Here is a 26,322-nt window from a genome sequence, read left to right as displayed (position 1 = left end):
TTTTAATGTGTAAATCCTTCTCCTAATACTTCATTGACAAAACTCATCCACACAAAGGCATTAGGGTCTATTTCCTTTACTTTATTTTTAATCTTTATATATTCTTTTCTAGAAACTATGGTATTTATTACCTTTTTATCCTCATTTGAAAATCCACTTGAACCATGAAATAAAGTTACACCTCTAACTAGTTCTGTAGTTATAAACCTGGTAATTTCTCTTTCCTTTTCACTTATAATAGAAACTTTAATTCTAGTTCCAAAACCTGCTATAACCTTATCTATTACTACTGTATTTATTATAGCACCCAATAGAGCATAAAGACCTAATTCCACACCAAATACTGCTGCTCCAGATAGTACTATTAAAAAATCCGACAACAATAAAGATTTACCTATCTCTAAATGTGTAAATATGTTTATTATCTTAGCTATTATATCAGTGCCGCCTGTAGATGTATTTTGATTAAATATCATTGCCATTCCAACTCCATGGATCAAAATTCCAAATATCAAATTTAACATCATATCATCTACTATGGGTCCATCCATAGGACTTACAATTTCAAGCACAGAAACTATTGCAGATAAAGCTAAACTGGTATATATTGTATATCCTCCAAATTCCTTTCCTATAACTACAAATGCTAAAACAAATAATACCACATTAAAAATTAACATAAATATTCCTATGGGAATGCTTGGGACAATATAGTTTAAGACCATAGCAAGTCCAGAAACTCCACCTACCACTAGGTTTGCAGGAACTAAAAAATAATATACTCCAAATGCTAAAATTATAGTTCCAAAATTGATTATTAAAAATCGCTTGATATCAAATTTGTCTTTCATTATCCATCTCCTCCCCCTTTTCATCTCTCTTCCTCCATAAATTCTATGTTTAAATCCTTTAAAAATCAACCCCAAATTTTGAGAGTTGATTTTTTATCCTCCAAGGGTTATATCTTGGGTATCATACCACTTTAAAGCATCATGAAAATCTTGTTCTTTAAAATCTGGCCAATAATCAGGAACAATATAAAAGTCTGCATATACAGATTGAATAGGTAAAAAACCGCTTAATCTCCTGCGTCCACCCCATCTAATTATTAGATCTACTCTAGATATATCCTTTGACTTTAAGTTTACTATTAAATTGTTTGAAGTCTTTTCGTAATTAAGTATATTAGAAACATCCCATTTCCAATCATAGTTAACTAAAAAATTCACCTTAGTTCCACCATGTCCAAATCTCTTTCTCTCTTTTGTATAAGGTATTAATTCCTCTGGAAACATCTTTGAATCTACATTCCCCATAACTAATAAATCTGCATTTTCCTTGGCTAGCATTTCTACCGCATCTATACAAGCCTTTGTAAATGCAAGTCTTTGAAACTTAGGTCTCTTTGTATTATCAGATGTAAATCCATAAAAAGTAAGCTCTTTTATCCCAAGTTTTTCACATAGCTTAAAAGCTTGAAGTCCAGGATTTAATCCACTTTTATACCCTTTTTCTTTTGTCATTCCATTATTTTGTGCCCATCTTCTATTTCCATCAGGAATAATTGCTAAATGTTCTGGTATTCGCATAAGTATCCTCCATTCTTTTATATATATTGTTTACAATATACGAGGATTTATGCCAACAGATCTAAAAGTGTTTCGACCTATCTCCACCTATTAATTTGAGTCTAGTTCTTATCATACTTAGATTTGCTTCGCCTATTTTCTTTATGTCACTTCTTACTACTACTCCCACACCTTTTATGTGCATACCTATAAATACATCTCCTATATCTATACCTGCCTGTACCCCTACTTTTTCCACTACTACAGGATCCTCTAAAATTTCCATAGCAGCAGTTGCAAATCCTCCTCCAGCAGTTTCTACTGGAACTACATTTACAGGATCAAGTCCATTGTTGTTTGCATATTCTCTTTCTACGACTAAGGCTCTATTTATATGTTCACATGCTTGAATAACTGGATATATGTGGTTTTCTTTTAAAATAGATACTATAGTTTTGATAACTATTTTAGCAACTTCTAAATTAGTAGAAGATCCTATATACTCACCTATTATCTCACTTGTGCTACCACCAATTACAACTGCATCTTTAGGATTTAATTTTGCAGCTTCTAAAAGTTCTAAGGTTATCTGCTCTACATTTTTTTCTATATTTTTTAAATCCATTTAAATCATCTCCTCATATATAATATACCACATTATGTTTATAATAGTATAAACTGTAAACATTTTGTATATCTTATTTGCGATTTATATTAAGATATTAGATATCTCCAAAAATTTTATTTCTTTTTCTATCTTTTCTTTATTATTAAGTAATATTTCTTCTATAAACTTTAATTTTTCTTTTTCTACTCTATAGATAGGAATACTGACACTAATTGATAGTATAGGTTTATTATCGTAATATATAGGCACTGCTAGACACATTACCTGCTCATTAGATTCACCCCACTCATAGGCTATATTATTTTTCCTTACTTTATCTATTTCTTCTATTAACTTAGCTGCATTATCTATTGTCTTATCTGTCATCTTTTCCATACCATCTTTATACATCTCTAATATATGGTCATTATCATATCTAATTAATAAACATTTTCCTAAAGCTGTTGCATATGCAGGAAAGCTTTTACCTACACTAGATTCTAATCTTATAGATTGAATAGGCTCTACCTTTCCCATGTATAGGACATTTTTACCATCAAGTGTTCCCAGCTGACATATTTCTTGACATTGATCTACAATCTTCTTCATCTTTAATTCTATTGTTTTTATTATGTCTATACTATCTGTAAATGAATATCCTATTTTAAATGCTTTAGTTCCTATTCTATATTGCATTGTAGTGCTATTTAAAAACAGCATTTTTTTATCTACTAAAGTCTGTAATATTGGAGATAATGTTCCTTTAGGGATATTTGTTTCACTGCTTATATCCGTAAAAGTCACACCTTCTTTATATCTGGAAACTATAGTTAATATATCTATAACCCTCTCTGTTGGTCTATGCACTTTATTCATTAAAAATCCCTCCCCGTTTATTACTACATTATAAACTAACACATTTGAAAAAATTCATCAATCTATTTATCTTATTAAATAACAAAATAAATAAGACAGTATAGCTCTATTATGGTAACTATACCGTCTTATTCTTTCTAATACTAAGTTAATTTATATTTTATTGTTTTACACTTATTACTATCAGTTATAATTAAATTACCTCATTGTACAAACTTCCTAGTCCCTCTATTTCACATCTAATATTATCCCCTGATTTTAAAAATTTAGGAGGAGTATATCCTAAACCAACCCCAGCTGGAGTGCCTGTACTAATTATATCCCCCGGTTCTAATGTCATTGCACTAGAAAGCTCTTCTATTATCTCTTCTATCTTTATTATCATATTACTTGTATTAGAATCTTGTCTTAATTCTCCATTAACATAAGATTTAATCTGTAGATTGTTATAATCTACTTCGTCTTTAGTAACTAAATAGGGACCCATAATACTATATTCATCTAAGCTTTTTCCCCTAAACCATTGCCCATGGTCCATTTGTATATTTCTAGATGATAGATCATTAAATATCGTAAAACCAAAAACATATTCTAACGCATCTTCTTTTTTTATATTTTTGCATTCTTTTCCTATTACAACTGCAAGCTCCACTTCATAATCTAATGCTCTATCCAAATCAAATCTTCCCTTAATGTTTTCGTTCGGTCCCATTATTCTAATAGCTCTTTTCCCAAAATAACTTGCTGTAAATTTTTCTTTGATATCAAATCCTAATTCTACAATATGATCTTTGTAGTTTTTCCCAACACATATGATGTCATGTACAGGTTTTACTATTGGAGACATTACTTTTACTTTTTCAACAGAAATAGAGTCTATGTCTTTTTTCATAGATTCAAAATCTATATCTTTGTAAGACTTTATAACATCGATCATATTATTACTATTTACTTTATAAACTATATCATTTTCAATAAATCCTATATATTCTTCGTTTTCATGTAGATAAGTTAAAAATCTCATATAGATGCTCCCTTTTAAAATTATTTTTATACGAAATTAGCTCCCCTTTGAATGGCAGTTTCCATATATCCTAAAGACTCAGCTTTTGTAAGTTTTCCATTACAATACTCAATTAACCTATCTAACAATTCTTCTCCTAGCTTTTCTATAGTAGTTTCACCATATATAACTGGACTTGCATCAAAGTCTAAGTTATCTTCCATTGTCTTATATGTTTCTCTATTTCCTGTAATTTTAACTATAGGTGATATTGGGTGTCCAGTTGGAGTGCCTCTACCTGTGGTAAATACAACAATTTGACATCCTCCTGCTACCATTCCAGTTACAGATGAAGCATCATTACCTGGAGTATCCATTATTACAAGTCCTTCTTTTGCTTTTAACTGTTTAGAATAATCATAAACATTATTTATAACTGAATTTCCACCTTTGTGTATGCAACCCAAAGACTTTTCTTCAAGAGTAGTAAGGCCTCCATCCTTATTTCCTGGTGATGGATTACCATCTCTTACATCTTCTCCTGTATTTACCTTTATATGATCCTCATATCTATATATAATTTCATATATTCTATCATGTATTTCTTTATTTTTTGCTCTTTTAGCAAGTATATGTTCTGCACCTATAAATTCTGTTGTCTCACTTAAAACACTGGTACCTCCTGCTTCCACTAATAAATCACTTAGAGCTCCTACTGCTGGATTAGATGCGATTCCTGAAGTTGGATCTGATCCACCACATTCAGTTCCTAGTATTAGTTCTGATATCGGAAACTCTTCTCTCCTCAACATGTTAGCTTCAGATGCCATTTCTTTAGCAAATCTAACTGCCTTTTCTATAGTTTTGAGTGTTCCACCTTCTTCTTGAATAATTATATTCTCAATAGGTTTATTAGTTCTTTTTTCTATAGCTTCTTTAACTAAATGCATTTGAGCATTCTCACAACCTAATGCTACTATTACTACTCCATATACATTTGGGTTAGCTGCAAAACCAGCCATGGTATCCATAGTATAAACAAAGTCATCTCCAACTTGAGAGCAACCTAATTGGTTATTAAATGTAACTGCACTTTCAACTTGACTAGCTATAATTCTAGTGGTATCTGATGCACAAACACTTGCTGGTAATATTAAAATATGATTTCTAATACCCACTCTTCCATCTTCTCTTTTATAACCCCAAAATGTTCTCATTATTTTACCTCCCATTTAAGCTTCTAATTTTTCTCTTGAATCTTCAACATTATGTGTATGAACATGCTCACCTTTTTTTATATCTGAGCCAGCTATTCCTATATGTTCACCATATTTAATTATATGTTCACCTTCTTTAATATCATCTTTTGCTAGTTTATGATAGATTTTAACATCATCTAAAGCTTTAAAGCTTAATCTTTCATTATTGATTACATATTCTACTTGTTCACCTTTTTTTATGTTCTCAATAGCAACAATAACATTATCTTCATCACTAATACGTATTGCATTAATCATATTATTTCCTCCCTAATTTAAATATTTTTTAAATATTTCTTTTGCCTTATTATATTTATCATCATCTATAAGATCAAAAGGGAATAGAGTTGTGGTATTTATATCTAATCCTCTTTCTTTCATAAGCTTTTTAAATAATAAAGAGAAATTACTATCTATTGAATATAGTTGCATTAAATCATCAATCTTTTTTTGGATTTTTACTATTTGATCAAAATTTCCTGCTTTTGTCTCTTTGATCCAATTACTCCATAACTCAGGTAAAATATTAGATATAGCTGATATACAGCCAACACCGCCTGCCATAATATTCGGAATAAAATGATTGTCAAAACCTGAATAAATCCTAAAATCTGGTCTATGTTCTAAGACTTTACATATACACTCTTTAGTATGGGCTACTGATGCTGTAGAATCTTTCATACCTTTAATATTTTTATGCTTTATCGCGAGTTTAGTTAAAGTTTCAGCATCTATATCAAACCCCGATCTTGCTTCAAAATTATATATATAAATATCTCCTTTAACATCTCCAGCCAATCTATCAAAATATCTAAATACTTCATCTTGACTTATTCCAAAGTAATAAGGTGGGATTATTAAGACTCCATCTGCACCTAACTCAAAGACATAATTACTAAGTTCTACTGTTTCATTATAATTCATTGAACTAGTTCCAGCTAAAACTTCCACTCTCTTATTAACTTGTTCTAAGTAAAACTTTAAAAACTTTTTTCTCTCTTTAAAAGAGATATCTGGGAATTCACCTGAACTACCTAGGGGAACAACTCCATCTACTCCATTTTCTATTAAAAATTCAATAACTTTCTTGTTACCATCATAATCAATTGTCTCATCTTTATTAAAAACTGTTATTGTTGGTGTTAATATTCTGTATTTCATCTTTATTCTTATCCTCCTAATTTACTATTTAACGGATACTGCGGACTACCATGTTTTTTAACCCACCAACTTGTAATAAATGGAATTGCAATAGCTGTAAATACAGTTGATGCTGCTACTTGAGTAGTAGCTGTCGCTACATATGGTGCCCAAGCTGGATCTAGAGTTGCAACTACAGCTGGAACTGCTATAGCATTACCTGCAGTTGTAGATACTGCCCAACCTGCATATCCTGGTCTTTTATTTAATTTTCTATCCATAAATACTACAAATGGTCCACTAATAAGTACTGTTATTAAACCAAGAAGAATTCCTGAAAATCCGCCTCTAGCTATATTTGTAATATTAATACCTGCACCCAATGTTATACCTACAAAAGGTACCAATAATCCAACTCCTGGTGCTAAAAATTTAGACATCTTCTCATCTAGATTTCCTATTACCATACCAAATACAATCGGAACGATTACAGCTACTAATGAGATAAATGGAATTGTTGCTAACCCTGAAGCCCCTAAAGCTACTAACGTAAAGAAAGGACCATCGTTTAAGGCTAAGAAACTCATAGCTGATTGATCAACTTCATCACCATAAGTACTCATTAGAGCTAAATACAAACTACCATTACTATTAGTAATAGAGCTTAATATTGCTAATGTAGTTAAACCAAATATACCATCCATTCCAAAGATTTTCCCTACTACTATACCTATCACTGCACCAATAATAAATTTAGATAAAAGTAAAACTCCACCTCTTCTTACTACGGCCATCAATTTTTGAACTCTTAACTGACTTCCCATACATACTAATTGAACTCCTATAATTGCTGCTACACCTGAACTAGTAAATATTGCTGTGGTAAAAGATCCAATTTGAAATAATTCAGGAAAAAAAGTATTAATAATTGAAGAAAGAAACATCGGAACTATCATCATACCTGCGGGTACTCTGTCTAAAAACTTTTTAATCATTTGATCTCCTCCTTTTATCTTGTTCGTATTTAGGAACTTAGTTTCTTCTTACGAACTGAATATGTATTAAATTATAAACTATTATAAAATTATGTCAAGCCTTTTTTAGAATTAATTTAATTTTGCAAATTGAATCTAAATTGTAACCACTTTGTATATCTTGCTTGATATTTATAATTTATAATTAATTAAAGGAGCTGATATTAATGAAAAGATATACGAAATTTTTATTATTGTCTTTAAGTATGATTATTATATTTGTATTTGCCTCTGCATGTAGTTCAGAGAACACAACTGATATGTCTAAAAGCGAACCTATGGAAAATTCAAATTCTATAGGTGGAATTGAAAGTGATTTTACCCAAGGAGAAAGTGAATCCAGTCTAGAACCAGAAAAAGTTATAACTACAGTAAATATGCACTTTGAAACTATTGATTTTTCTGCTGCTCAAAAAAGATTATCAGAAATCATAAAGGAACATGACTCATATATAGAAAATTCCATTGTCAAATATAATAATTACTATAATTCTAAAAATTTTAGATATGCATCATATATAATACGAGTTCCAAAGGATAAAATTTTATCTTTTAAAGAAGATCTAAATGGAGTAGGTAATATAGTAAGTGAAAGCACTGATAAAACCGATGTAACTAAGGAATACAATGATACAGAATCTAGACTAAATATACTTGAAACTAAGGAAAAAAGACTTTTAAATCTACTTGAAAAAGCTGAAAAAATAGAAGATATTATAGCTCTAGAAAACCAATTAAATGAAGTTGTATACGAAAAGGAAAGATTAAAATCTAGACTTTTAAATTTAGATGATAAAGTAGATTTCAGTACTATAAATCTTGAAATAGAAGAAGTAGAAAGATTAAGTAGTACGGAAACAGTAGAAACAAGTTTTGGTATAAAGGTAAAAAATGCCCTATCAAACTCTATGTATAGCTTTAAAATAGCCTTAGAAAGCTTTATAATATGGTTTATATATTTCTTACCATTTGGATTAATCCTAATTTTACTTGGATTTATCTCATTTAAGGTGTTTAAAAAGATAAAAAAAGATAAATCTTAAACCATAAACCAGGGCAAATTAAAAGACCTATTACAATATTTCTTGTAATTAGGTCTTTTTTTATCCTAAATTATCCTTTAGCTCCATCTTTTATCCATTTAGCAACTTCTACTGTTCTTCTTGCTTGATGCTTTACTGAAGCCTCTACATCCTCTACCATTTTGCCATCCTGAACTGTAACACTTGTACCATATGGATTCCCTCCAGATTTAAATATGGATTCATCTGTGTATCCAGGTGGCACTATAATTGCACCCCAATGCATCATTGGAGTATATATAGACTGTATAGTTTGTTCTTGTCCCCCATGGAAGTTTTGCGCTGATGACATTGCTGAAACTACCTTATTTGCTAACTTCCCTTGAGCCCATATTCCACCTTGCAAGTCTATAAACTGTTTCATTTGAGCAGAAACAGTTCCAAATCTAGTAGGTGATGAAAATATAATTGCATCTGCCCACACAAGATCATCACTGGTAGCAATTAACACATCCTTTGTATCTTCATAGTGCTTCTTCCATACAGGATTTTGATCTATTACATCTTCTGCAGCAAGCTCTCTAGCTTTAACTATCCTAACTTCTGCCCCTACTTCTTCTGCTCCTTCTTTAGCCCACTTTGCCATCTGATAATTTGTTCCTGTCATACTATAATAAACTATGGTCAATTTTATCTTATCCATGTTTGCTCTCCTTTCATGGTTTTCCATTATTATATATAATTATACCCTAGATGGATTTTGATAATCCTCTGATTTTATTTTATTCATATTGACTTAGATATCTGATATAATATTATAAATATATTTTGGAGAGGATATTATGTTGAGAAAAAATTTATATACCCTTATAGTACCAATCTTAATTCTTATTTTTAGACCATTTAATATTGACTTTAAACAAAGTGTAGTCCTTGCCTCTTTAGTCTTTACAATTATCACTTGGGTTACTGGACATATAAATAGGACATACATGTCTATATTTTTGTTATGCATATTTATCCTCTTTGGAAATACTTCAATTTATAAGATATTTTCTTTTCCTCTATCAGAAAATTTCTTTTTAATATTGTTTTCTTTTTTATTTTCTCAAGGAATCGCAAATAGTCATTTAGGAGAAAAGTTATTAGAGCCTTTACTATATAAATATACTAAGAGCTTAAAAGCTCTATTAATATCCATGGTATTATTTCCTCTAATACTTATATTTATAATTCCTCAACCATTTTCCAGGATAATAATTCTATCCCTTATATACTCCCAATATTTTAATACTATAGAAATAAAAAGTGATTTAAAAAGTATTTTAATGTTTGGAATCTTTGTCTTTTCATTTCTTGTAAATATACTATTTGTCCGCGGAGATATTATATTAACATTAGGAATGATGTCTATAAGCGATATATTTTTAAGTGAATTTGAATGGATAAAGTATATGACTATTCCAGGGGGTATGATGGTTATCTCAGGAGTCGCTTTGTTTTATATTGCATTTAGAAAAGATTTAAGGGGATACTCTCAAAACTCTAATATACCTTCAAAAGAAATTCTTACAAAAACAGATTGGAAAAATGTATCCATAATAATGTTTACAACTTTTATGTGGTCTACAGAAAGTATACACAATATTAGCTCCACTATAATTGTTATCTTAGGCTGTATACTGTTCTTTTTTACAAATACACTTCAAAAAAAGGACATGAAATCTTTGAATATTAGTTTAATGGTTTTTTTGACTGCAGCATTTTCAATAGGGGCAGTAATAAATGAAAGTGGAATTGCACAAAAAGTTTTTAGCTCATTTACAAGTTTATTTCCACAAACTTTTTCATTCAAGTATATATTCATTATCATTATAACTACCATGAGTTTACATATGATCCTAGGTAGTAATGTTACAACACTATCTGTAGTTATACCAAGTCTTTTACTTATAAGTTCAGGTATAGTTAAAAGTGAAATATTAATCTTTATAGTATTTTTAAGTATTGTAACCCATAGTATACTACCTTTTCACAATGTGATTTTGGTAATAGGTGAAGGGAAAGGCTATTTTACTAGTAAAACTGTGATGAGATTTGGATTTTATCTTACTATATTGACCATAGGAAGTATATTTTTATTTTTTATTCCTTATTGGAGTTTTATGGGGTTATTGTAGTCATATTTTATTAATGATGTCATTTAATCTTTAGCAAGTTCTTCAAGTTCAAGTTTTAATTCCTCAGGAAGCTTTACTTTAATATATTCAAGTTTACCAGTTGGTTCAAGCCCTGTTTCAGATTTAGATATTACCCCTTTAGGAATTATCATATTACCATCTTCTAATAAAATAAGTGCCCTAAGCTAAGCATTCTCTAAAGAAACGACTGATTGTGTTTTTAGGTCTTCAATTAAGTCAATCCTAACAATAACATCTTCTTCAAATGAATCAACATATATGCCCTCAAGTTCTCTAAGCTGATTGAATATATCTTCGATAGTAATTTTATTTTCGATTTTTCTCCCTGAATTTAGAATATCCAAGAATTCATTTTGAATTTCTTCAGCCTTTTTCATATCTTCTTCAGATATTTTTGTAGAGTCATCATACTTTTCATTGCGTGATTTGATAAAATCCTTTGTTTTATCTTCTATTTTATTTAATGCCATGAGTTGATTGTTACTATGTAGTATTATTTCGTCTGGTGTAATCAAAAATTCTAAACTTACATTGTTTGATGTGCACGATACCAAAATTAACCCAAAACATAAAGTTAGACACATAGTTAATAAAAACTTTTTTATCTTCATATAATTCACCCCTAACTAAAATTCCGATACCACATTTTCTTACTATTATACATTCTAGGACTTAAGTTCAAATCTTAGTTATGCTCATAATCCTACCCAATTAAAGTACATACATCAATGTAACCCCATTAAAGTGAATACGACAATTCCAAAACTAACACAAGCCCAAGTGGTATATTTTGATATTGTTTTATTATTTTCTGCTTTGATTGCCTTAATTAAAAATGCAGGAAAGGCCACACCCATTATAATAGTTATCAATTTTATAAAATCTATCACCGTTATAACCCCCTATTAAATAATATTTGTGACACATTAATATACTATTATGTAAGTAATCTTCATTTCCCATTTTTTACAATTCTTACAGCAATGAGCCTACAGATGAAGGCTCAAGGATAATGCTTATAATGGGTTGTTTATTGTTTCAACAGTATTTCCATAAATATCAAAAAAAGTAATTCTACCAATATTCTTTGGCAATACAAAAACAAAAGGTTTATTACTATCAATGTCTATCATTTCAATGGAATTTCCGTCATCTATTTCCATTCTTTCTACTTCCTGTGTATTCAAAGAAATAAAAGCACGGTCATTATATCCTTCAAGGGTAAACTCTGATATATACTCTTCGACTGCCACAATATCCCCACCGCCCCTAAAAAAGTATCCAAACGAAATCCTTGGGCGGTTTACATAAATAGAAAAAGTATGGTCAGACTTGTCCTCTGGATAAAAAACCATAGCAGACATAGTATCCCTAATATCCTTTGATACCTGCCAATCTTCTTTAATTTTGTGAGATTTGCGTGCTTCACTCTCAATAGCAGATTTACTAATCCCGATATCATTGTTAAAATATAGAAAAAACCCCGCCATTAATACCACAATAAAAACTATACCTATAAATTCTGACACTCGCTTCATCTAATCATCTCCAACCCTAACTAAATATCTTTTCCCTAAAATAATATATATTCTTATAATAAATTCAATACATCACTCTAGATTATTCCATACATTATAAATCCAATAGTATTTAAAGCAAGGTTTGCAAACATATGAACTAACCAAGAATTATATATATTTTTATTCTCTTCATTTAAATAGTTAAATATTAATCCACCTATAAATAGAGCTGTAAGTGCCAATAAAAATATAATTACATTAAACCAATCTACCATTATTCCTATATGATATAGAGAAAAGGCTAGAGCACTTACAAAATATGCGACTGATCTACTAGCTCTTTTATTTAAACTTAAAAATATAAATCCTCTAAAAAAGAATTCTTCTAAAAGAGAATTAAAAAATGAAATATAAACTGCTACAAAAAGAAAATTCTTCTTCGTTATATCTCCACTTTCATATAATATTTGTCTAATTTGATTTAGATCTATATAAGTTATAAGTATAAAATATGCACCAATTATAAGCATATATATTGATACACCAAGGCTTAGAGATTTTAGAAATTGTCTCCTAGAGTATATTTTAAAATAGTCTAGTATATTTATACTTCTATCAAATCTTACATAGACTAAAGGCAAGATTAAAAACATAGATACCTTTAATATGGACTTTATTATATATCCAGGAACTATATAGTATTCAACAACAAACATAATAAGTATAGATATAATCATTATGAAGATAACATTTAAAGCCGTTTTCTTCTCTTTTTTCATAATTCCACCTCTTTACATACCTAAAAAATTTATAGTTATAAAGGCTGCAAATATCCCACCTAGAACTGATAGAACTAAGTTTTCCTTAAAATAAGCTATTATGGCTGCAACGATTATCCCTATAATTGTTGGAATTCTCATTTCATCAGAGGATGTTATAATTCCCCTAATAATTAATATGCTCAAAGAGGTATAGGGGATATACGTAAGAAATTGTCTTAACTTTGGATTTACATTATCATCACTCAATATCAATAGAGGAATAAGTCGTGGTATATATGTAACTAAAGCCATTCCCAATATTAACGGTATATAATTATTCATTTTTTTCAAACCTCTTTTCGTCGAATAGATATACGCAAGCCATAGAAGATAAAATAATTCCTAAAATTATATCCCATCCTGAACCCAGTATATTGATATAATAAATTATTGCATATATTATCATTGAAATTATAGTAAGAGTTAAAACCTTTCTTGCTTTTTTGATCTGTGGAAATAAAATACCTGCAAACATAGCATATAATCCTACGCTAAGACTTAATTGTAGGGAGCTGGGTAGTATCTCCCCTACTAAATAACCTATAACAGTTCCTCCCCACCAAGCTGTATGAGCTAGAAAAAATAGGGTCAAAATAAAGGGTAAATTTATTTTATCTTTATTAAAAGAAACTATAGAGAATGACTCGTCTGTAACTCCAAACCCCACCAAGGGAAGATATCTTCTATCTATATCTTTAAACTCTAAACTAAGTGAAGCTGACATCATTAGATGTCTTAAATTTAATAAAAATGTAGCTAAAATCATACTACCTACAGATACTCCAGCATTTATTAAATCAAGAACCATAAACTGACTTGACCCTGCAAATACTATAAATGACATTAGCCATGTATCTCTAAATGATAATCCTGTATTTTTTGCAAGGAGTCCAAATGCTATTGATATAGGTAAGAATCCCAGTATCATAGGGGTACACATTATTGCTCCTTGTTTTATACTCTCTTTTGTGTTTTGTGTTTGGTTTTTATTATTCATAATTTTATCCTTTCAGATTAAAACCTTTATTCCATAATAACTTATTTACAATCAAAACTATTAGCAAATAAATATATACACCATAATTAATCTTCGCAAATAAAAAATGTAAGCCTGCAAGTGCTACTAAAATAAAAGTTGACTTTAAAAATTCTAAAAAATTCCCCTTATTTGTAACGCCATATGCTTTAGAAAATGGTAATGCCTTTTCTGTGAATTTGAAAATCAAGTAAATACTTAAAAACAAATTTAAATAAACCACGATTAAATGAGGTAAAACCATTATTTTAAAAATATATAGATAAAGTATACTCATTAATATAAATAAGGGAGTTATTAAATTAAAAAACATGGCCTTTAAAGATCCCTTATAGACTTCATTATAATCAATGGGAAATACATTATATATAAAAGCTCCTTTATGATTTTCCGAATAAATTAAAACCTGGATTATAGGTTGAACTACCATACTTATAAGATAAATTGTAAAATAGGCTTTAGTATCTCTAACATCACTTATTCCACCTGCAAATAAAAAGATAATTGGAAACATTATACCATATACTAGACTTGGATAAACTCTAAGTTTAAAATTTCTTTCACTTTTAATCATACTTGTAGTAAAACGAAAAAAACTCTTCTCCTCTTTTGTCTTACAAACTAAATTAGCTATCTTAACTGTCAATTTATTTTTGTTTTTCCCTAAGTTATCAGCTTCGTTCAGCTTTTGTAAATTTCTTTCAAAGTTTGGAATAAATACTATATATAATACAATTGACAAAATAGGCATTATAATTCCTAGAATTGAATAAGCGATTATAAAGCCTTGCCTATTGCCATTTAATAATAGTTCAAAAAAACTTGAAAACCAAACTGGAGGAAGTAAATAGCTCCACCATGTAGGCTGAAATTGAATTTCAAAGATTTGGCTAAAGTCAAACATTCTTCCTACTAATTGTCCACTTATAGCTATTATTGCACTAAGAACTATCTGCACATAGGTTATAATATCTTTTAATTTCTCTGCATTGAAAAATTTTAATATAAATAGATAAATTAAGGCAGTAATCATTATTATAAATAGGTCTATAAATACTACAGAAAATAAATATAGTATGAAAAAGTAAAATCCCTTTTTAAATAGGCCAACTATTAGTGAAGGCCCTATTATAGATAAAGTTATCATAAATACATAGAAAAATATATGTATAATTTTAGCCATATTTAGAGTTCTAGAATCCACCGGCTTTGTAAGAATTATATTATTATCCCTTATATCTAATAATACAGATGAAAAATCTGATATAAGAGAAGTCATCATTAGAAACATAAATATTGAAAATAGCATACTCATTCCCATAAGATAATTCTCACTTAAAAACAAAAAGGGAATTAGTATTAGTCCCATAAATACATATATAGGGAGGGACCTTAAAAAATTGTTTTTATCTTCCCTATTTTTATCCTCTGCTTTTAGCATATTTACTGTAGAAGTTCTTCTACTATCTAATATTAGCTTAGTTTTAAGTATCTCCCTCATAAGAGGATAGTCAATTTTAAACACTTTAAACAATCCTTTAAATACATCTAAAAATTTTAAGAATTTAGGATCATTCATCTCTATCATCTTCCTTTATGGTATCTACTATTTCTTTAGCTATTTTCCCATGACTTTCAAATCCAGTTAATTGATTAAATACTTCTTCCAAAGACCCCTTACTAAGTTTAGAATTTAACTCTTCAAAGTTTCCATCTGCTATGATCTCTCCATCCTTAAGCAATATAATTCTATTACTCAACTTTTCAACTACTTCCATTATATGAGATGAGTAAAATATTGTCTTTCCTCTATTAGAAAGTTCCTTTAAAACTTCCTTAAATACCATAACACTATTTGCATCTATGCCACTTAGTGGCTCATCTAAAAATAGAATATCTGGATCATTTATCAGACTAGATATAATGATGACCTTTTGTCTCATCCCCTTTGAAAAAGACCTTATCCTTCCATCATAAACATCTTTTATTCCAAATAATTCCATAAGCTTTTCTGCCTTTTTATTTACATTATCATATTCCATTCCATATAGTTCACCTATAAATGTAAGGTACTCTCTAGCTGTTAAATTTTCGTAGATATCTCCACTTTCTGGAATATATCCTATTTTTCTTTTATACTCTATTCCACTTTTCTTTATATCTTCACCAAATATTTCTACTTGCCCTTGATATTCTTCTATTAGTCCAAGCATTATCTTTACTGTGGTACTCTTTCCTGCCCCATTTGGTCCAATATATCCTATAATTTCACCTGGATAGATATCTAGATTTATGTCCTTTAAAACTTGTTTTTGTCCATAAAATTTGTTTAAATTTTTTATGCTTATTATTTTCTCCATATCTTTCTCCTTTTTTTACATATATCTCTATTATATATAAAAAACACTTGTATTCCAATATCTTAAAAATTAATCAATATCAAAAATAATAAACCACAATATCTAAATTTAATAGAACTGAGGTTTTTGCTACCTCTATTTAATTACCTTTAATTTTACTATATCAACTTAATCCAAAATCAAACATTCTTTAATCCATTATGTTATAATTATTATAAATAATAGATTGATCATTTAACTATAAGTTCAAGAAAACAAATTTTAAATATTATGTAAATTTTGTTTAAAATAGGGTTTTATCTAAAAAGATATTACCCACTTACTTAATTATTGATGTCATTACTTAGGATCTTATGATAGATAAATATAATGCAATATATCAAAATTAAATATTGGAGGTGATTCTATGACATTAAGAAAAATTGAAAAATTCATTAAATTTAATTTGATTTTTCTTGGACTTAATTCTTTGTTTGCAAAAGTTGACAATATAAAGGCATTAGCAATTTCAAGCTCAACTTATATAATTTTTTATCTATTGAAAGGAGATAATTAATAACAAGTTTCTTTAAATGAATAATAAAAGAATAAACTTCTCCCTCATTATAATAAGCAAGTAAGCCTTAATCTCTATTTTCTCACAAACGATACATAAAATTCTTCTTTCATGTGGCTCATATTATTTAACCCATAATATTCTTATCTGATATTCATTTAGATATCGAAAACATGGTGCTTAAATAGATTTTCAAGTACTAGACTTATGATACTAACTTGTATTGTTTGATTTTAAATAGATACAATTCATCTTTGATCGTTATTTTCATTTTAACAAACTCTTAAATTAAAGATTTAGCAAAAAGAATTTTTCCAAATCAGTCTCTACATCTCATATTAAACACCATTAAAATATTCCAATAGTTTTGCTACTTCCATTGAATAATTTTCACTTGGTATAAATCCTCAGGTAAATTCTAGGAACTCTTTGTCTACAACAAATTTTAATATTTTCCATATTTTTCATATATGCAAAATATGGATATATAAGTCAAACTATAGGTTTAAAATAAATTTATAGAAAAAAAGTTGTGATATTAGGTTTATTATCTTCTCGATTTTCTTATAAATTTACAAAATTATTATTAAATCTTTAAAATAAAAGACAAAACACATTTAAATACCATTTAAATGTATTTTGTCTACGATCTTACAGTTCCTCTAAAATATATATTTTATCATTAAAATATATTTACTATTTGACTTGATTCTTCATACCTTACTTTATGTTGTCCATCACGATCTGTGCTTGACTTAGTAACTCTATCAGTTCTTCTCATTTCATATTCACCTATGTGATTACCTAATGAATCAAAATAACCTGGTCCCAATTCTCTATATGCATGTCTAGTGAAATAATATACATTCTCTTCATCTGAGTTTATAAAATAATATGATCCAAATGTCGCACCCGCTAATTTTGCTAACTCCTTAGCAACCAATGTATGATCCATCAACCATGCAGCTAAAGCTGTTGTAAAAGCTGTTTTATATGCTGCCCTGAATTTTTTATTACTTGAGTGAGCCCATGCAGGTATATCTACCCACCTAGTAGGATAAGTTGTTCTACTTAACTTACTAGTGTTAAGATCATTATTTAATTCTGATATTACTTGTGGATTAGGATCTATTAACTTTATTGTGTTTTCTTCAGTTATAATAAACTCTAATTCTTTATCTTCTAATAAATTGATAACTTTTTGATTAATGATACTTAGATGCTTATCCTTATTAATAGGTCCTTCTATTTTTTCTTTACTTTGAGCAAATACATTTGTAAAGTTTGTTAATAATATCATAAATACTAATAATAGACAACTAATTCTTTTATTCATAGATACTATCCTCCTTAATCTCCTTAAGTGTCTCAAGTTCACAGTATTTAAAGTAAGAACTTGTATTTTACAACTCCACTCTTTTCCTTTTTGCAAACTTACTTATCTTTCCCATTTGATTAATTAAAACCTTTTTCATATCCCTTTTCCTCCTTTAGTTTTGTTTTATTAACACTCAATGCCACTACCACTAAAGAGCTGCTAATGACAAAGAAGTAATTAATCCCATTTAAAAAACCTAGCTTTTACCGAAATTATCTATCACTTTAATTTCCATCTCCTTCTGTTATAATAATTGTACCAGATAAAGTTTAAGTTTTGTTAGAATTTGGTCTAAGTGGTCTTTTTTTGGTCTGAGCGGTAATTTTAGGGGGTGTTTTTATGTTCAAGATAAGAATTTGGGAAGATGATAAAGATTTTGCTTTGCAATTAAAAGAAATTATCCATAGAAAATTCATACAATATAATTTAGAATGTGAAATTCAATGCTCTATACCGGAGAAGATCTCCTAGATTATATATCAAATACTAACCAAAACTATGATATAATCTTTTTTTGATATAGAATTACCTAAGTTAAATGGAATAGAAGCAACTGAAAAATCAGAAAATTGGAAATACTCCCAATAAAATAAGTTCTGATAATAATTTAATTAATATAATTTAAAACGATAAATATTTAGATGCAAGTTCTCATGAAATCAGATTTGATGCAAAAGCTATGGCCCCGCCAAAGTTAAATATTGATGATTTAGATCTTAGTTCTATTCTATTTAATACTATAGACAACGCTATAGAAGCTTGTTTCAATAGTACAGTAGAAAATAAACATATCAATTTTAAATTATATCCACATGGTAATTTTCTATATTATAATATTAAAAATACATATAATATTGATAATCGCAATCATAGAAGAAAAATCCACTTAAATAAAAAGGATTTTATTTCAGAGGGATATACCCTTAGAATAGTAGAAGATATCATAGACAAATATAATGGATATATCGATATAGATAAAAAAGTGAGTACTCAGTTACTATAATACTTCATTTAAACACTAATAGTGATATATAGTGGAGTATATGTACAACTGAAATATAACTATCTTTAGTAACTTTAGTGAACATTATTTATTCTAATAATCACTAAAAATTATAAAAGAGATTAACACATTGTATATGAACAATATGTTAACCTCTTTATTTATATAGCTCTTATTAAATTGCTCTTTACAATTAAACTTGTCAGAGTTTTCTTATTTCTATTATGCTCCTACAGATTCTCCCATAAACATTTCTATATCGTCTTCTACTTCTCCAATAGTTCCCATTCCAAAGGTATCTACTAATACATTAGCAACATTTGGTGATAGGAATGCTGGTAGTGTTGGTCCTAGGTGAATGTTTTTCACTCCTAGGGAAAGTAGTGCAAGAAGTACTATAACTGCTTTTTGCTCATACCAAGCTATATTGTACGCTATTGGTAAATCATTTATATCATTTAATTCAAAGATTTCTTTTAATTTCATAGCTATAACTGCTAATGAATAAGAGTCATTACATTGTCCTGCATCTAATACTCTTGGGATTCCACCTATATCTCCAAGATTTAATTTGTTATATCTATATTTTGCACATCCTGCTGTAAGAATTACAGTATCTTTTGGAAGTGCTTCTGCAAAGTCTGTATAATAACTTCTGCTCTTCATTCTTCCGTCGCAACCTGCCATTACAAAGAACTTTTTGATTGCCCCTGATTTAACGGCATCTACAATCTTATCTGCTAAGGCAAATACTTGAGCATGAGCAAATCCACCTACTATTGTACCTGTTTCTATCTCAGTTGGAGCTGGAAGTCTCTTAGCATATTCTATGATTTCGCTAAAGTCTTTAGGTTCATCATTTACTCTATCTGGAATATGTTTAAACCCTGGATATCCTGAGCTACCTGTAGTATATACTCTATCAGCATAGGATGCCTTAGGTGGTACTATACAGTTTGTAGTAAATAATATAGCACCATTAAACTTCTCAAACTCTTCTTTTTGTTTCCACCATGCATTACCATAGTTTCCTACAAAGTGATCGTATTTTTTAAGCTCTGGATAGTAGTTTGCTGGCAACATTTCACTATGAGTATATACATCTACACCAGTACCTTGAGTTTGTTCTAATAATTCTTTGAAGTCCTTTAAATCATGTCCTGATACTAATATTGCAGGATTATTTCTAACCCCTATATTCACTTCTGATATTTCTGGATTTCCATAAGTAGAAGTATTCGCTTTATCTAGTAGTGCCATAGTTTTTACACCATATTCTCCAGTTTCTAATACTAATTTAACTAAATCATCTGCACTTAATGAATCATCCATTGTAGCAACTAGAGCTCTTCTCATAAATTTAGGTATATCTTCATCATCATATCCTAAGTTATCAGCATGTTCTGCATAAGCCGCCATACCCTTTAATCCATATATTACTAATTCTCTTAGACTTCTAATATCTTCATTTTCAGTAGAAAGAACTCCTACCTCATTACTATTTGATTTAAATACTATTTCATCATTAGAGTTAACTGTAAAAGTAGCTGCATCTTTTAATTTCCCTAAGTCTACTGCTTTTCTATTTAATTCCTCTTTTAATTCATCTCTTAATTTTAAAGATTCTTTAATTTTAGAGAAGAATCTTTCTCTATCAAAGTTAGCATTTGTAATAGTCATAAATAAACCTTCGATGATAAATCTATCTATGCCTTCCATCTTATATCCTATTTCATCTGCCTTTACTCCTAGTTGTGAAATTCCTTTTAGGCTGTAGATCATTAAATCTTGTAGATTTGCTACTTCTGAAGTTTTGCCACATACTCCTACTTTTGTACAACCTTTACCTCCAGCTGCCTCTTGACATTGATAACAAAACATTGTCATTTGCTAATCTCCCCCTATATATAAATTTTATTTTCTCCTTTACTATAAATTAATTATAGCTTATATAAAATATATATTCGGTAACCTAGGTTACCAAATACAATATTAATAATCTTTTCCTGCTGGCATTATTCTATCTGGATTTGAAGTAGAACAAGGCGTAACACCATATACCATATTACAATGTGGACATTTAGTCTCTAAATGAGTCATTTCAAATTCATTTTCACATTCTTTACATAGTATTTTAATAGGACTTGGCATAGGCCTTTTATTAAATCCCATCATTCTAATCTTATCTACAACTGCTTTTCCATCTCCAAAACTACCTGTACATCCTTCATGCATAGAAATCTCTCCTTCAATTTTAATTTGTTTTTAATTCTTCTCCATATCTCAAACTATTTCTCATATTTTGAATTAGATTATCCATCTTTTCTAGTTCTTTTAAAATTCCCTTTTCTCCTTGGGAAGTGTCTACTACTTTTTTTATTCCTCCATTTTCTATAACTATTCGTTTATCTGCTATAAGTGCTAAAGTTGGATCATGGGTAGCCATTAGCACTATTTTGTCACTGGAGACTAAAAGTTCTAATGCCTTTTTCCTATCTATCCCTGCATTTTCTATTTCATCTATTAACACTATGGGAGATGAGCTTAAAATTGCGGTATCCGCTATCATCAAAGCTCTAGATTGTCCTCCACTTAAACTAGTAACTGGTGTATCAATATCAAATTTTTCACCTGCTAAATTATTTGCTGCATATAGTATCTTCTTTATCACATCATCTATATCTTCTACAAGCCTACTCTCAGCATGAAGCTCTAAAAATTCTCTTACAGTTAAATCCATTACGAAGTTCATATTTTGTGAAAGTTGAGCTACTAATTTATTATTAGTAGAAAATCTCCATTTTTTATCAGGGTTTTCTCCGTTTATTAAAATCCCCCTATTAGTTGGAGTATCTCTCATAGCTGTCCACTCTATATCTGCAAGTAGTCTTGACTTCCCAGAGCCTGTAGGTCCTACTATTGAAATAATCTCTGATTTATGAATAGTTAATTCTTCAAAGCCTTCTTTTACACCAGATTTATCTTGCCCTGGAAGGATAGTCAATGATTCTATATTTGTATTGTCTTCTATTCCCAGAAACTCCTTCATTTGTGAGATAAACTCTTCTAGATCTAGATACATTTTTTCCCTGTCTATGGCAAAATCTTCTATTTCTTCTTCACTAAAGTGATCTAAATATTCTTTAAATGTAATATCTTTGAATTCACTTACATCTAATTTATTTTCTTCAAAGTAAGTTGATACAAAGGGATACTTTGCTTCTAACTCTTCTATGGTCAAATTATTCATCTTCATCACCTAAATCCATTTTTTTCACATTTCCCATTTGATAACTTTCACCTATTTTGGTCTCTCCTAGACAGTAGGAGCAAAGAGCTGACGGCATAGGAAATCGAAGTTCTTTACCTTGTACTGAATCTACTTTTTGCTCTTCATCATAAAGAAGAGTACTAAGTTCGTATGCTCCTTGACCTGTAAGTCCATTTATATGCATAGTAGTAGCCCTTGGATTTACTGAGTTTACCTTCATCGCAAATACTTTCCTCTCTGCTTGAGATACTATGTCTCCTTTTGTAATTACTACTATATCTGCTGATTTCAACATAGGTCCTATTTTCTTTGGAGTATTTATTCCTGAGAGATTGTCTATTACACATATTCCTTTTATATCCTTTATATATGGAGAGCATCTGTTGCAAAGTCCCGCTGATTCAGTGATTAACATATCCAATCCCAATTTATTTCCCCATTGAACCACTTCTTCAATATTTGAAACAAAGAAGTGGTCTGGACAAAGAGCACCTGATAGCCCCTTTTTCACAGGGATACCAGCTTTTTTATATAATTCATCATCATCTGTATAAAGACAGTCAAATTTGACTACTCCCACCTTTATATCCCTTTGTTTCATAGATTCTATTGTCTTAAGTATTATAGAGGTCTTCCCTGATGATGGAGGACCTGAAAATACAATTAAATTCATATTTACCTCCTCGTATAATAAAGTTATAGTTATTAAACTATAATCTCTTTTCTATCTCACTAATCTTGTGAGATAATAGTTGTACAGATAGGGGTCGTAGTCTACCTCCTTGAAGCGTTGTCTTCCTTAAATAGGGTTACGCCTCTTCTTTACATCCATATGCGAATGAGCTGGATAGTACCTAGTTACTGAATATCTAACGAGGTTGTATTGTGTAAAGTAGAGAGGTTCTAGACTTTATCTGTTAATATTTTAAAAGCTGGTGATTTTATGTTTTATGTTGGTATTGATATTGCTAAGAAAAACCACGAAGCTTCTATTATTAATTCTAATGGTGAGCTTCTCGCTAAAAGTATTTCTTTCTCAAATTCTCAAGCTGGCTGTGCTAAATTAGCAGCTTTACTTGATAAGTTTGAAGCTGATACCTCTAAGGTAATTATTGGTATGGAAGCTACTGGTCATTATTGGGTTAGCCTGTATTCTTATCTAATTGATCTTGGATTTACTGTTTATGTTATCAATCCTATTCAATCAGATGCTTTTAGAAAAATGTATATTAGGCAAACCAAGAATGATTCTAAAGATTCTTTTATCATTGCTCAAATTATGCGTTTCGGACAGTTTTCATCCACATCTTTGGCGAATGAGGATATTATGGCTTTACGTCAATTATCTCGGTATCGCCTTGCCTTAGTAGATGAATGTTCTGATTGGAAACGCAAGTGTATTGCTCTTTTAGATCAAGTTTTTCCTGAATACTCCAAGCTCTTTTCAGATACCTTTGGAGTAACTTCTAGAGAACTTCTTTCAAAATATCCAACTCCTGAAGATATGGTATCTGTTGATACTGATACTCTTACAGTACTTTTATCAGAAGCAAGCAGAGGCCGTTTTGGTTTGTCTAAAGCTTCTGAAATACAAGAATCAGCTATTAATACTTTTGGAGTCAGTTTTGCTAAAGATGCATTTGCATTTCAAATTAAGCAAATTATTGCTCAAATTAACTTTATTGAAGAACAATTAAAAGAACTAGAAATCGAAATTTCAACCTTGCTACATCAAACCAATCAAGTTATCACAACTATTACCGGTATTGGTGATGTTCTTGGAGCCATAATCATTGGAGAAATTGGTGATATCTCACGCTTTGAAACTGCTCCTAAACTTGTTGCTTATGCTGGCCTTGATGTTGCTGTAAAACAGTCTGGTGATTTTGTTGGTACACAGACTAAAATTTCTAAACGTGGTTCTCCGTATCTTCGTAGAGCAATTTGGTTAGCAGCTACAGTAGCTGCATTTAAAGATCCGGCATTATCTGTCTATTATCAGTCACTCAAAGCACGTGGTAAACACCATTTAACTGCAGTTGGTGCAGTTGCTAGAAAAATGTGTAATATTATATTTGCTGTATTGCGTGATAATGAACCTTATGTGCCTGATATCAAGTAACAATCACTTGTATAGCTTATTTATCATCCTAAATTTTGTACACACAGTTTAGGCTTATTTGTTTTGCCTAATTTTACATAAGAATTTATGGCAGGTTCTGTCAAGGGGCTCTTTTTCCCTTGACGGGTTCTGACAGAAATTCTATAATCACAAAGGTAAAATAAATTAAATTATTTATTGACTTTTAATAGCTGGTCTATATAGATTCATTAAATATCTTTTCACATTTTTTTATGAGGGCTCCTATATCATGATTGTTTATATAGTCCCATCCAAGCCACATAAACTTTTGATGCCTATCTAACTGATTATCTACTTCTAAATTAGTTGATGGAAACTTTCCATTATTTGAAAGTATTTCTCCCACTTCTTTTGATGTAAAGAAATCTATAAAAGGTCTTAATTTTTCTTCTTTCAATGCCTTACTTAAAAGAAATATAGGGCTTATGATGGCACCATCTTCTGGCCATATGGGAACCATAGGACCTTTTCCTGTAATCATCTTTGTAAAGAAATATGGCATAATAGTTATAGTTGGCTTATCTTTTTTCCTATAGGACTTTACCATTTCAGAAGGATGCATATTTCTCATAAAGGATTTTCCAAGTTTTCTCAAACCATCTTCTCCATATTTTTTGTATATATTTAGAAGTATTGCATTAAATAGGTCAAAGTCACCTACTGGAAGAGACACCTCTCCTTGGAACTCAGGCTTAAATAAATCTTCCCAAGTCCTAGGATATTCTCTATCTCCTATCTCTTCTTTATTTACTAAAAATACAGCAGGAACTACTCCTATCATTCCATACTGAGAATCTGGGTCTTTTAAATTTATATACTCATTGTCAAAATCTTCATTTATCTGAGCTGGAGTAAAATCTTTGAATACTCCTCTTTCCTTATATTTACCTATCAATTCATTGTCAAAGAATAAATCAAATCCTGCTGAAATAAATATATCTGCTATCTCTTTCTCATCTTCTAAATCTTTAATTTTATCCTTTATCCAATCTACTCCACCAGATGCTACTTTTAACTCATAGTCCAAGGTAAATTGAAAATCTTGTTTTTCTAACCATTTTTCAAAACTCTCATATAGAGGTAATTTTACAGGGCATGGAAGAATTCCTTCAATTTTTATATCTGCATCTTTTTTTTCTTCTATATTTATTAAAGATTTATCTTCGGAAATTCTATTTTGTTGTATTGTTTCTATAAGCTTTTTTTCAAATAAATCTATACTTATTTTTTTACTCTTGCAAGCCATTTCTAAGGAAATAGTTTTTCCCATTATCTTTCTCATATTTTCATTTTGAAGTTTATCAAATCCACTAGATACAAATACATCTATTGTCTCTGGATATTTTTCAGTTATATCATAGATTTTGTCTTTTATATTAAAATATTTATTCATATTTGCCTCCTAATAAAGTTAAAGCAGAGTAATTTATATTCTGTAATTATTATATATCCATATAGAAAAATAGTCGGTAACATTAGTTACCAATTATTATGAACCTTTTTTGAAAAAAAATCATATATTAT

31 protein-coding genes are annotated in these 26,322 nt (G+C 29.6%); 6 read left to right on the top strand and 25 right to left on the bottom strand.

Annotation, left to right across the window (positions count from 1 at the left end):
* Positions 1–2: 2 nt before the first annotated feature.
* The 9 genes from AC4PG3_RS02395 to AC4PG3_RS02355 all read right to left on the bottom strand — a co-directional run bounded on the left by AC4PG3_RS02395 (position 3) and on the right by AC4PG3_RS02355 (position 7,448).
* Positions 3–851 (bottom strand): YitT family protein, encoded by an 849-nt coding sequence (locus AC4PG3_RS02395; RefSeq protein WP_492197486.1) that lies wholly within the window; start codon positions 849–851, stop codon positions 3–5.
* Positions 852–944: 93 nt separating this feature from the next.
* Positions 945–1,589, bottom strand: coding sequence for an undecaprenyl diphosphate synthase family protein (locus AC4PG3_RS02390; RefSeq protein ID WP_492197485.1), 645 nt, complete (start codon positions 1,587–1,589; stop codon positions 945–947).
* Between the two features lie 61 nt (positions 1,590–1,650).
* Positions 1,651–2,193, bottom strand: coding sequence for a TIGR01440 family protein (locus AC4PG3_RS02385; RefSeq protein ID WP_492197484.1), 543 nt, complete (start codon positions 2,191–2,193; stop codon positions 1,651–1,653).
* An 84-nt stretch (positions 2,194–2,277) separates the two neighbouring features.
* The gene (locus tag AC4PG3_RS02380) at positions 2,278–3,051 is read right to left on the bottom strand and encodes an IclR family transcriptional regulator (RefSeq protein ID WP_492197483.1); all 774 of its coding nucleotides are present in this window, start codon (positions 3,049–3,051) and stop codon (positions 2,278–2,280) included.
* 193 nt (positions 3,052–3,244) lie between these two features.
* Positions 3,245–4,075 carry a fumarylacetoacetate hydrolase family protein gene (locus AC4PG3_RS02375; protein WP_492197482.1) on the bottom strand — a complete coding sequence of 277 codons (831 nt, stop codon included), beginning with the start codon at positions 4,073–4,075 and terminating at the stop codon, positions 3,245–3,247.
* Between the two features lie 26 nt (positions 4,076–4,101).
* The gene (locus AC4PG3_RS02370) at positions 4,102–5,271 is read right to left on the bottom strand and encodes a UxaA family hydrolase (RefSeq protein ID WP_492197481.1); all 1,170 of its coding nucleotides are present in this window, start codon (positions 5,269–5,271) and stop codon (positions 4,102–4,104) included.
* A gap of 15 nt (positions 5,272–5,286) precedes the next feature.
* The gene (locus AC4PG3_RS02365) at positions 5,287–5,571 is read right to left on the bottom strand and encodes a UxaA family hydrolase (protein WP_492197480.1); all 285 of its coding nucleotides are present in this window, start codon (positions 5,569–5,571) and stop codon (positions 5,287–5,289) included.
* A gap of 12 nt (positions 5,572–5,583) precedes the next feature.
* Positions 5,584–6,474, bottom strand: a complete 891-nt coding sequence (locus AC4PG3_RS02360; protein ID WP_492197479.1) for a dihydrodipicolinate synthase family protein — start codon at positions 6,472–6,474, stop codon at positions 5,584–5,586.
* Positions 6,475–6,482: 8 nt separating this feature from the next.
* Positions 6,483–7,448: a 2-keto-3-deoxygluconate permease gene (locus tag AC4PG3_RS02355; RefSeq protein ID WP_492197478.1), complete on the bottom strand. Its 966-nt coding sequence runs from the start codon at positions 7,446–7,448 to the stop codon at positions 6,483–6,485.
* Between the two features lie 206 nt (positions 7,449–7,654).
* Here AC4PG3_RS02355 and AC4PG3_RS02350 point away from each other — a divergent pair, with 206 nt between their 5' ends.
* Positions 7,655–8,530 carry a DUF4349 domain-containing protein gene (locus AC4PG3_RS02350; protein WP_492197477.1) on the top strand — a complete coding sequence of 292 codons (876 nt, stop codon included), beginning with the start codon at positions 7,655–7,657 and terminating at the stop codon, positions 8,528–8,530.
* Positions 8,531–8,600: 70 nt separating this feature from the next.
* On the opposite strand, the gene wrbA is transcribed toward AC4PG3_RS02350, so the two are convergent.
* On the bottom strand, positions 8,601–9,212 hold the full coding sequence (wrbA, locus tag AC4PG3_RS02345) for an NAD(P)H:quinone oxidoreductase (protein ID WP_492197476.1): 612 nt from the start codon (positions 9,210–9,212) through the stop codon (positions 8,601–8,603).
* A 139-nt stretch (positions 9,213–9,351) separates the two neighbouring features.
* On the opposite strand from wrbA, the gene AC4PG3_RS02340 reads away from it, so the two are divergent.
* Complete coding sequence (locus tag AC4PG3_RS02340; protein WP_492197475.1) at positions 9,352–10,689, top strand: SLC13 family permease; 1,338 nt, start codon at positions 9,352–9,354, stop codon at positions 10,687–10,689.
* Between the two features lie 23 nt (positions 10,690–10,712).
* Here AC4PG3_RS02340 and AC4PG3_RS02335 read toward each other — a convergent pair whose 3' ends face one another.
* From AC4PG3_RS02335 to AC4PG3_RS02295, 9 genes are all read right to left on the bottom strand, one after another.
* Entirely contained in the window at positions 10,713–10,841 is a 129-nt protein-coding gene (locus AC4PG3_RS02335) for a hypothetical protein (RefSeq protein ID WP_492197474.1), read from the bottom strand.
* Between the two features lie 33 nt (positions 10,842–10,874).
* Entirely contained in the window at positions 10,875–11,321 is a 447-nt protein-coding gene (locus AC4PG3_RS02330; protein ID WP_492197473.1) for a hypothetical protein, read from the bottom strand.
* A gap of 114 nt (positions 11,322–11,435) precedes the next feature.
* A complete protein-coding gene (locus AC4PG3_RS02325; RefSeq protein ID WP_492197472.1) occupies positions 11,436–11,600 on the bottom strand; it encodes a hypothetical protein in 165 nt (54 codons plus the stop codon).
* Between the two features lie 126 nt (positions 11,601–11,726).
* Positions 11,727–12,248, bottom strand: coding sequence for a hypothetical protein (locus tag AC4PG3_RS02320; RefSeq protein WP_492197471.1), 522 nt, complete (start codon positions 12,246–12,248; stop codon positions 11,727–11,729).
* 77 nt (positions 12,249–12,325) lie between these two features.
* Complete coding sequence (locus tag AC4PG3_RS02315; RefSeq protein WP_492197470.1) at positions 12,326–13,009, bottom strand: CPBP family intramembrane glutamic endopeptidase; 684 nt, start codon at positions 13,007–13,009, stop codon at positions 12,326–12,328.
* Positions 13,010–13,021: 12 nt separating this feature from the next.
* Complete coding sequence (locus tag AC4PG3_RS02310) at positions 13,022–13,333, bottom strand: AzlD domain-containing protein (RefSeq protein ID WP_492197469.1); 312 nt, start codon at positions 13,331–13,333, stop codon at positions 13,022–13,024.
* Positions 13,326–14,048: an AzlC family ABC transporter permease gene (locus AC4PG3_RS02305; RefSeq protein ID WP_492197468.1), complete on the bottom strand. Its 723-nt coding sequence runs from the start codon at positions 14,046–14,048 to the stop codon at positions 13,326–13,328. Before AC4PG3_RS02305 ends, AC4PG3_RS02310 begins: the two co-directional genes overlap by 8 nt.
* Positions 14,049–14,052: 4 nt before the next feature.
* A complete protein-coding gene (locus AC4PG3_RS02300; protein ID WP_492197467.1) occupies positions 14,053–15,666 on the bottom strand; it encodes a hypothetical protein in 1,614 nt (537 codons plus the stop codon).
* A complete protein-coding gene (locus AC4PG3_RS02295) occupies positions 15,659–16,447 on the bottom strand; it encodes an ABC transporter ATP-binding protein (protein ID WP_492197466.1) in 789 nt (262 codons plus the stop codon). The genes AC4PG3_RS02300 and AC4PG3_RS02295 overlap by 8 nt, the downstream gene beginning before the upstream one ends.
* Positions 16,448–16,853: 406 nt before the next feature.
* On the opposite strand from AC4PG3_RS02295, the gene AC4PG3_RS02290 reads away from it, so the two are divergent.
* Positions 16,854–17,003 carry a hypothetical protein gene (locus AC4PG3_RS02290; protein WP_492197465.1) on the top strand — a complete coding sequence of 50 codons (150 nt, stop codon included), beginning with the start codon at positions 16,854–16,856 and terminating at the stop codon, positions 17,001–17,003.
* Positions 17,004–17,685: 682 nt separating this feature from the next.
* Here the strand turns inward: AC4PG3_RS02290 and AC4PG3_RS02285 are convergent.
* Positions 17,686–18,339: a hypothetical protein gene (locus tag AC4PG3_RS02285; RefSeq protein WP_492197464.1), complete on the bottom strand. Its 654-nt coding sequence runs from the start codon at positions 18,337–18,339 to the stop codon at positions 17,686–17,688.
* Positions 18,340–18,720: 381 nt separating this feature from the next.
* Between AC4PG3_RS02285 and AC4PG3_RS02280 the strand changes: the two genes are divergently transcribed.
* Together AC4PG3_RS02280 and AC4PG3_RS02275 are read left to right on the top strand one after the other, a co-directional pair.
* Positions 18,721–18,852 (top strand): hypothetical protein, encoded by a 132-nt coding sequence (locus tag AC4PG3_RS02280; RefSeq protein ID WP_492197463.1) that lies wholly within the window; start codon positions 18,721–18,723, stop codon positions 18,850–18,852.
* A gap of 208 nt (positions 18,853–19,060) precedes the next feature.
* On the top strand, positions 19,061–19,384 hold the full coding sequence (locus AC4PG3_RS02275; RefSeq protein WP_492197462.1) for a GHKL domain-containing protein: 324 nt from the start codon (positions 19,061–19,063) through the stop codon (positions 19,382–19,384).
* Between the two features lie 222 nt (positions 19,385–19,606).
* Here the strand turns inward: AC4PG3_RS02275 and hcp are convergent, their stop codons facing one another.
* The 4 genes from hcp to AC4PG3_RS02255 form a co-directional block, all read right to left on the bottom strand.
* On the bottom strand, positions 19,607–21,271 hold the full coding sequence (hcp, locus tag AC4PG3_RS02270; RefSeq protein ID WP_492197461.1) for a hydroxylamine reductase: 1,665 nt from the start codon (positions 21,269–21,271) through the stop codon (positions 19,607–19,609).
* Positions 21,272–21,376: 105 nt separating this feature from the next.
* Positions 21,377–21,619, bottom strand: a complete 243-nt coding sequence (locus AC4PG3_RS02265; protein WP_492197460.1) for a hypothetical protein — start codon at positions 21,617–21,619, stop codon at positions 21,377–21,379.
* 19 nt (positions 21,620–21,638) lie between these two features.
* A complete protein-coding gene (locus AC4PG3_RS02260; protein ID WP_492197459.1) occupies positions 21,639–22,634 on the bottom strand; it encodes an ATP-binding cassette domain-containing protein in 996 nt (331 codons plus the stop codon).
* Complete coding sequence (locus tag AC4PG3_RS02255; RefSeq protein WP_492197458.1) at positions 22,627–23,328, bottom strand: GTP-binding protein; 702 nt, start codon at positions 23,326–23,328, stop codon at positions 22,627–22,629. The genes AC4PG3_RS02260 and AC4PG3_RS02255 overlap by 8 nt, the downstream gene beginning before the upstream one ends.
* 270 nt (positions 23,329–23,598) lie before the next feature.
* Here AC4PG3_RS02255 and AC4PG3_RS02250 point away from each other — a divergent pair, with 270 nt between their 5' ends.
* Positions 23,599–24,777, top strand: a complete 1,179-nt coding sequence (locus AC4PG3_RS02250) for an IS110 family RNA-guided transposase (RefSeq protein ID WP_492196428.1) — start codon at positions 23,599–23,601, stop codon at positions 24,775–24,777.
* A 196-nt stretch (positions 24,778–24,973) separates the two neighbouring features.
* On the opposite strand, the gene AC4PG3_RS02245 is transcribed toward AC4PG3_RS02250, so the two are convergent.
* Positions 24,974–26,191, bottom strand: a complete 1,218-nt coding sequence (locus tag AC4PG3_RS02245; protein WP_492197457.1) for an ABC transporter substrate-binding protein — start codon at positions 26,189–26,191, stop codon at positions 24,974–24,976.
* Positions 26,192–26,322 lie beyond the last annotated feature (131 nt).

The organism is Tissierella sp. QWL-11 (assembly GCF_058683765.1).
Note: the sequence above shows the minus strand (reverse complement) of the source record. Positions and strands in the feature narration are given on the sequence as shown.

What these genes read in the sequence shown, in the direction of transcription:
- AC4PG3_RS02395 (WP_492197486.1), bottom strand. Translation starts at nt 851, where the DNA reads ATGAAAGACAAATTTGATATCAAGCGATTTTTAATAATCAATTTTGGA.
- AC4PG3_RS02390 (WP_492197485.1), bottom strand. Translation starts at nt 1,589, where the DNA reads ATGCGAATACCAGAACATTTAGCAATTATTCCTGATGGAAATAGAAGA.
- AC4PG3_RS02385 (WP_492197484.1), bottom strand. Translation starts at nt 2,193, where the DNA reads ATGGATTTAAAAAATATAGAAAAAAATGTAGAGCAGATAACCTTAGAA.
- AC4PG3_RS02380 (WP_492197483.1), bottom strand. Translation starts at nt 3,051, where the DNA reads ATGAATAAAGTGCATAGACCAACAGAGAGGGTTATAGATATATTAACT.
- AC4PG3_RS02375 (WP_492197482.1), bottom strand. Translation starts at nt 4,075, where the DNA reads ATGAGATTTTTAACTTATCTACATGAAAACGAAGAATATATAGGATTT.
- AC4PG3_RS02370 (WP_492197481.1), bottom strand. Translation starts at nt 5,271, where the DNA reads ATGAGAACATTTTGGGGTTATAAAAGAGAAGATGGAAGAGTGGGTATT.
- AC4PG3_RS02365 (WP_492197480.1), bottom strand. Translation starts at nt 5,571, where the DNA reads ATGATTAATGCAATACGTATTAGTGATGAAGATAATGTTATTGTTGCT.
- AC4PG3_RS02360 (WP_492197479.1), bottom strand. Translation starts at nt 6,474, where the DNA reads ATGAAATACAGAATATTAACACCAACAATAACAGTTTTTAATAAAGAT.
- AC4PG3_RS02355 (WP_492197478.1), bottom strand. Translation starts at nt 7,448, where the DNA reads ATGATTAAAAAGTTTTTAGACAGAGTACCCGCAGGTATGATGATAGTT.
- AC4PG3_RS02350 (WP_492197477.1), top strand. Translation starts at nt 7,655, where the DNA reads ATGAAAAGATATACGAAATTTTTATTATTGTCTTTAAGTATGATTATT.
- wrbA (WP_492197476.1), bottom strand. Translation starts at nt 9,212, where the DNA reads ATGGATAAGATAAAATTGACCATAGTTTATTATAGTATGACAGGAACA.
- AC4PG3_RS02340 (WP_492197475.1), top strand. Translation starts at nt 9,352, where the DNA reads ATGTTGAGAAAAAATTTATATACCCTTATAGTACCAATCTTAATTCTT.
- AC4PG3_RS02335 (WP_492197474.1), bottom strand. Translation starts at nt 10,841, where the DNA reads ATGATAATTCCTAAAGGGGTAATATCTAAATCTGAAACAGGGCTTGAA.
- AC4PG3_RS02330 (WP_492197473.1), bottom strand. Translation starts at nt 11,321, where the DNA reads ATGAAGATAAAAAAGTTTTTATTAACTATGTGTCTAACTTTATGTTTT.
- AC4PG3_RS02320 (WP_492197471.1), bottom strand. Translation starts at nt 12,248, where the DNA reads ATGAAGCGAGTGTCAGAATTTATAGGTATAGTTTTTATTGTGGTATTA.
- AC4PG3_RS02315 (WP_492197470.1), bottom strand. Translation starts at nt 13,009, where the DNA reads ATGAAAAAAGAGAAGAAAACGGCTTTAAATGTTATCTTCATAATGATT.
- AC4PG3_RS02310 (WP_492197469.1), bottom strand. Translation starts at nt 13,333, where the DNA reads ATGAATAATTATATACCGTTAATATTGGGAATGGCTTTAGTTACATAT.
- AC4PG3_RS02305 (WP_492197468.1), bottom strand. Translation starts at nt 14,048, where the DNA reads ATGAATAATAAAAACCAAACACAAAACACAAAAGAGAGTATAAAACAA.
- AC4PG3_RS02300 (WP_492197467.1), bottom strand. Translation starts at nt 15,666, where the DNA reads ATGAATGATCCTAAATTCTTAAAATTTTTAGATGTATTTAAAGGATTG.
- AC4PG3_RS02295 (WP_492197466.1), bottom strand. Translation starts at nt 16,447, where the DNA reads ATGGAGAAAATAATAAGCATAAAAAATTTAAACAAATTTTATGGACAA.
- AC4PG3_RS02290 (WP_492197465.1), top strand. Translation starts at nt 16,854, where the DNA reads ATGACATTAAGAAAAATTGAAAAATTCATTAAATTTAATTTGATTTTT.
- AC4PG3_RS02285 (WP_492197464.1), bottom strand. Translation starts at nt 18,339, where the DNA reads ATGAATAAAAGAATTAGTTGTCTATTATTAGTATTTATGATATTATTA.
- AC4PG3_RS02280 (WP_492197463.1), top strand. Translation starts at nt 18,721, where the DNA reads ATGTTCAAGATAAGAATTTGGGAAGATGATAAAGATTTTGCTTTGCAA.
- AC4PG3_RS02275 (WP_492197462.1), top strand. Translation starts at nt 19,061, where the DNA reads ATGGCCCCGCCAAAGTTAAATATTGATGATTTAGATCTTAGTTCTATT.
- hcp (WP_492197461.1), bottom strand. Translation starts at nt 21,271, where the DNA reads ATGACAATGTTTTGTTATCAATGTCAAGAGGCAGCTGGAGGTAAAGGT.
- AC4PG3_RS02265 (WP_492197460.1), bottom strand. Translation starts at nt 21,619, where the DNA reads ATGCATGAAGGATGTACAGGTAGTTTTGGAGATGGAAAAGCAGTTGTA.
- AC4PG3_RS02260 (WP_492197459.1), bottom strand. Translation starts at nt 22,634, where the DNA reads ATGAATAATTTGACCATAGAAGAGTTAGAAGCAAAGTATCCCTTTGTA.
- AC4PG3_RS02255 (WP_492197458.1), bottom strand. Translation starts at nt 23,328, where the DNA reads ATGAATTTAATTGTATTTTCAGGTCCTCCATCATCAGGGAAGACCTCT.
- AC4PG3_RS02250 (WP_492196428.1), top strand. Translation starts at nt 23,599, where the DNA reads ATGTTTTATGTTGGTATTGATATTGCTAAGAAAAACCACGAAGCTTCT.
- AC4PG3_RS02245 (WP_492197457.1), bottom strand. Translation starts at nt 26,191, where the DNA reads ATGAATAAATATTTTAATATAAAAGACAAAATCTATGATATAACTGAA.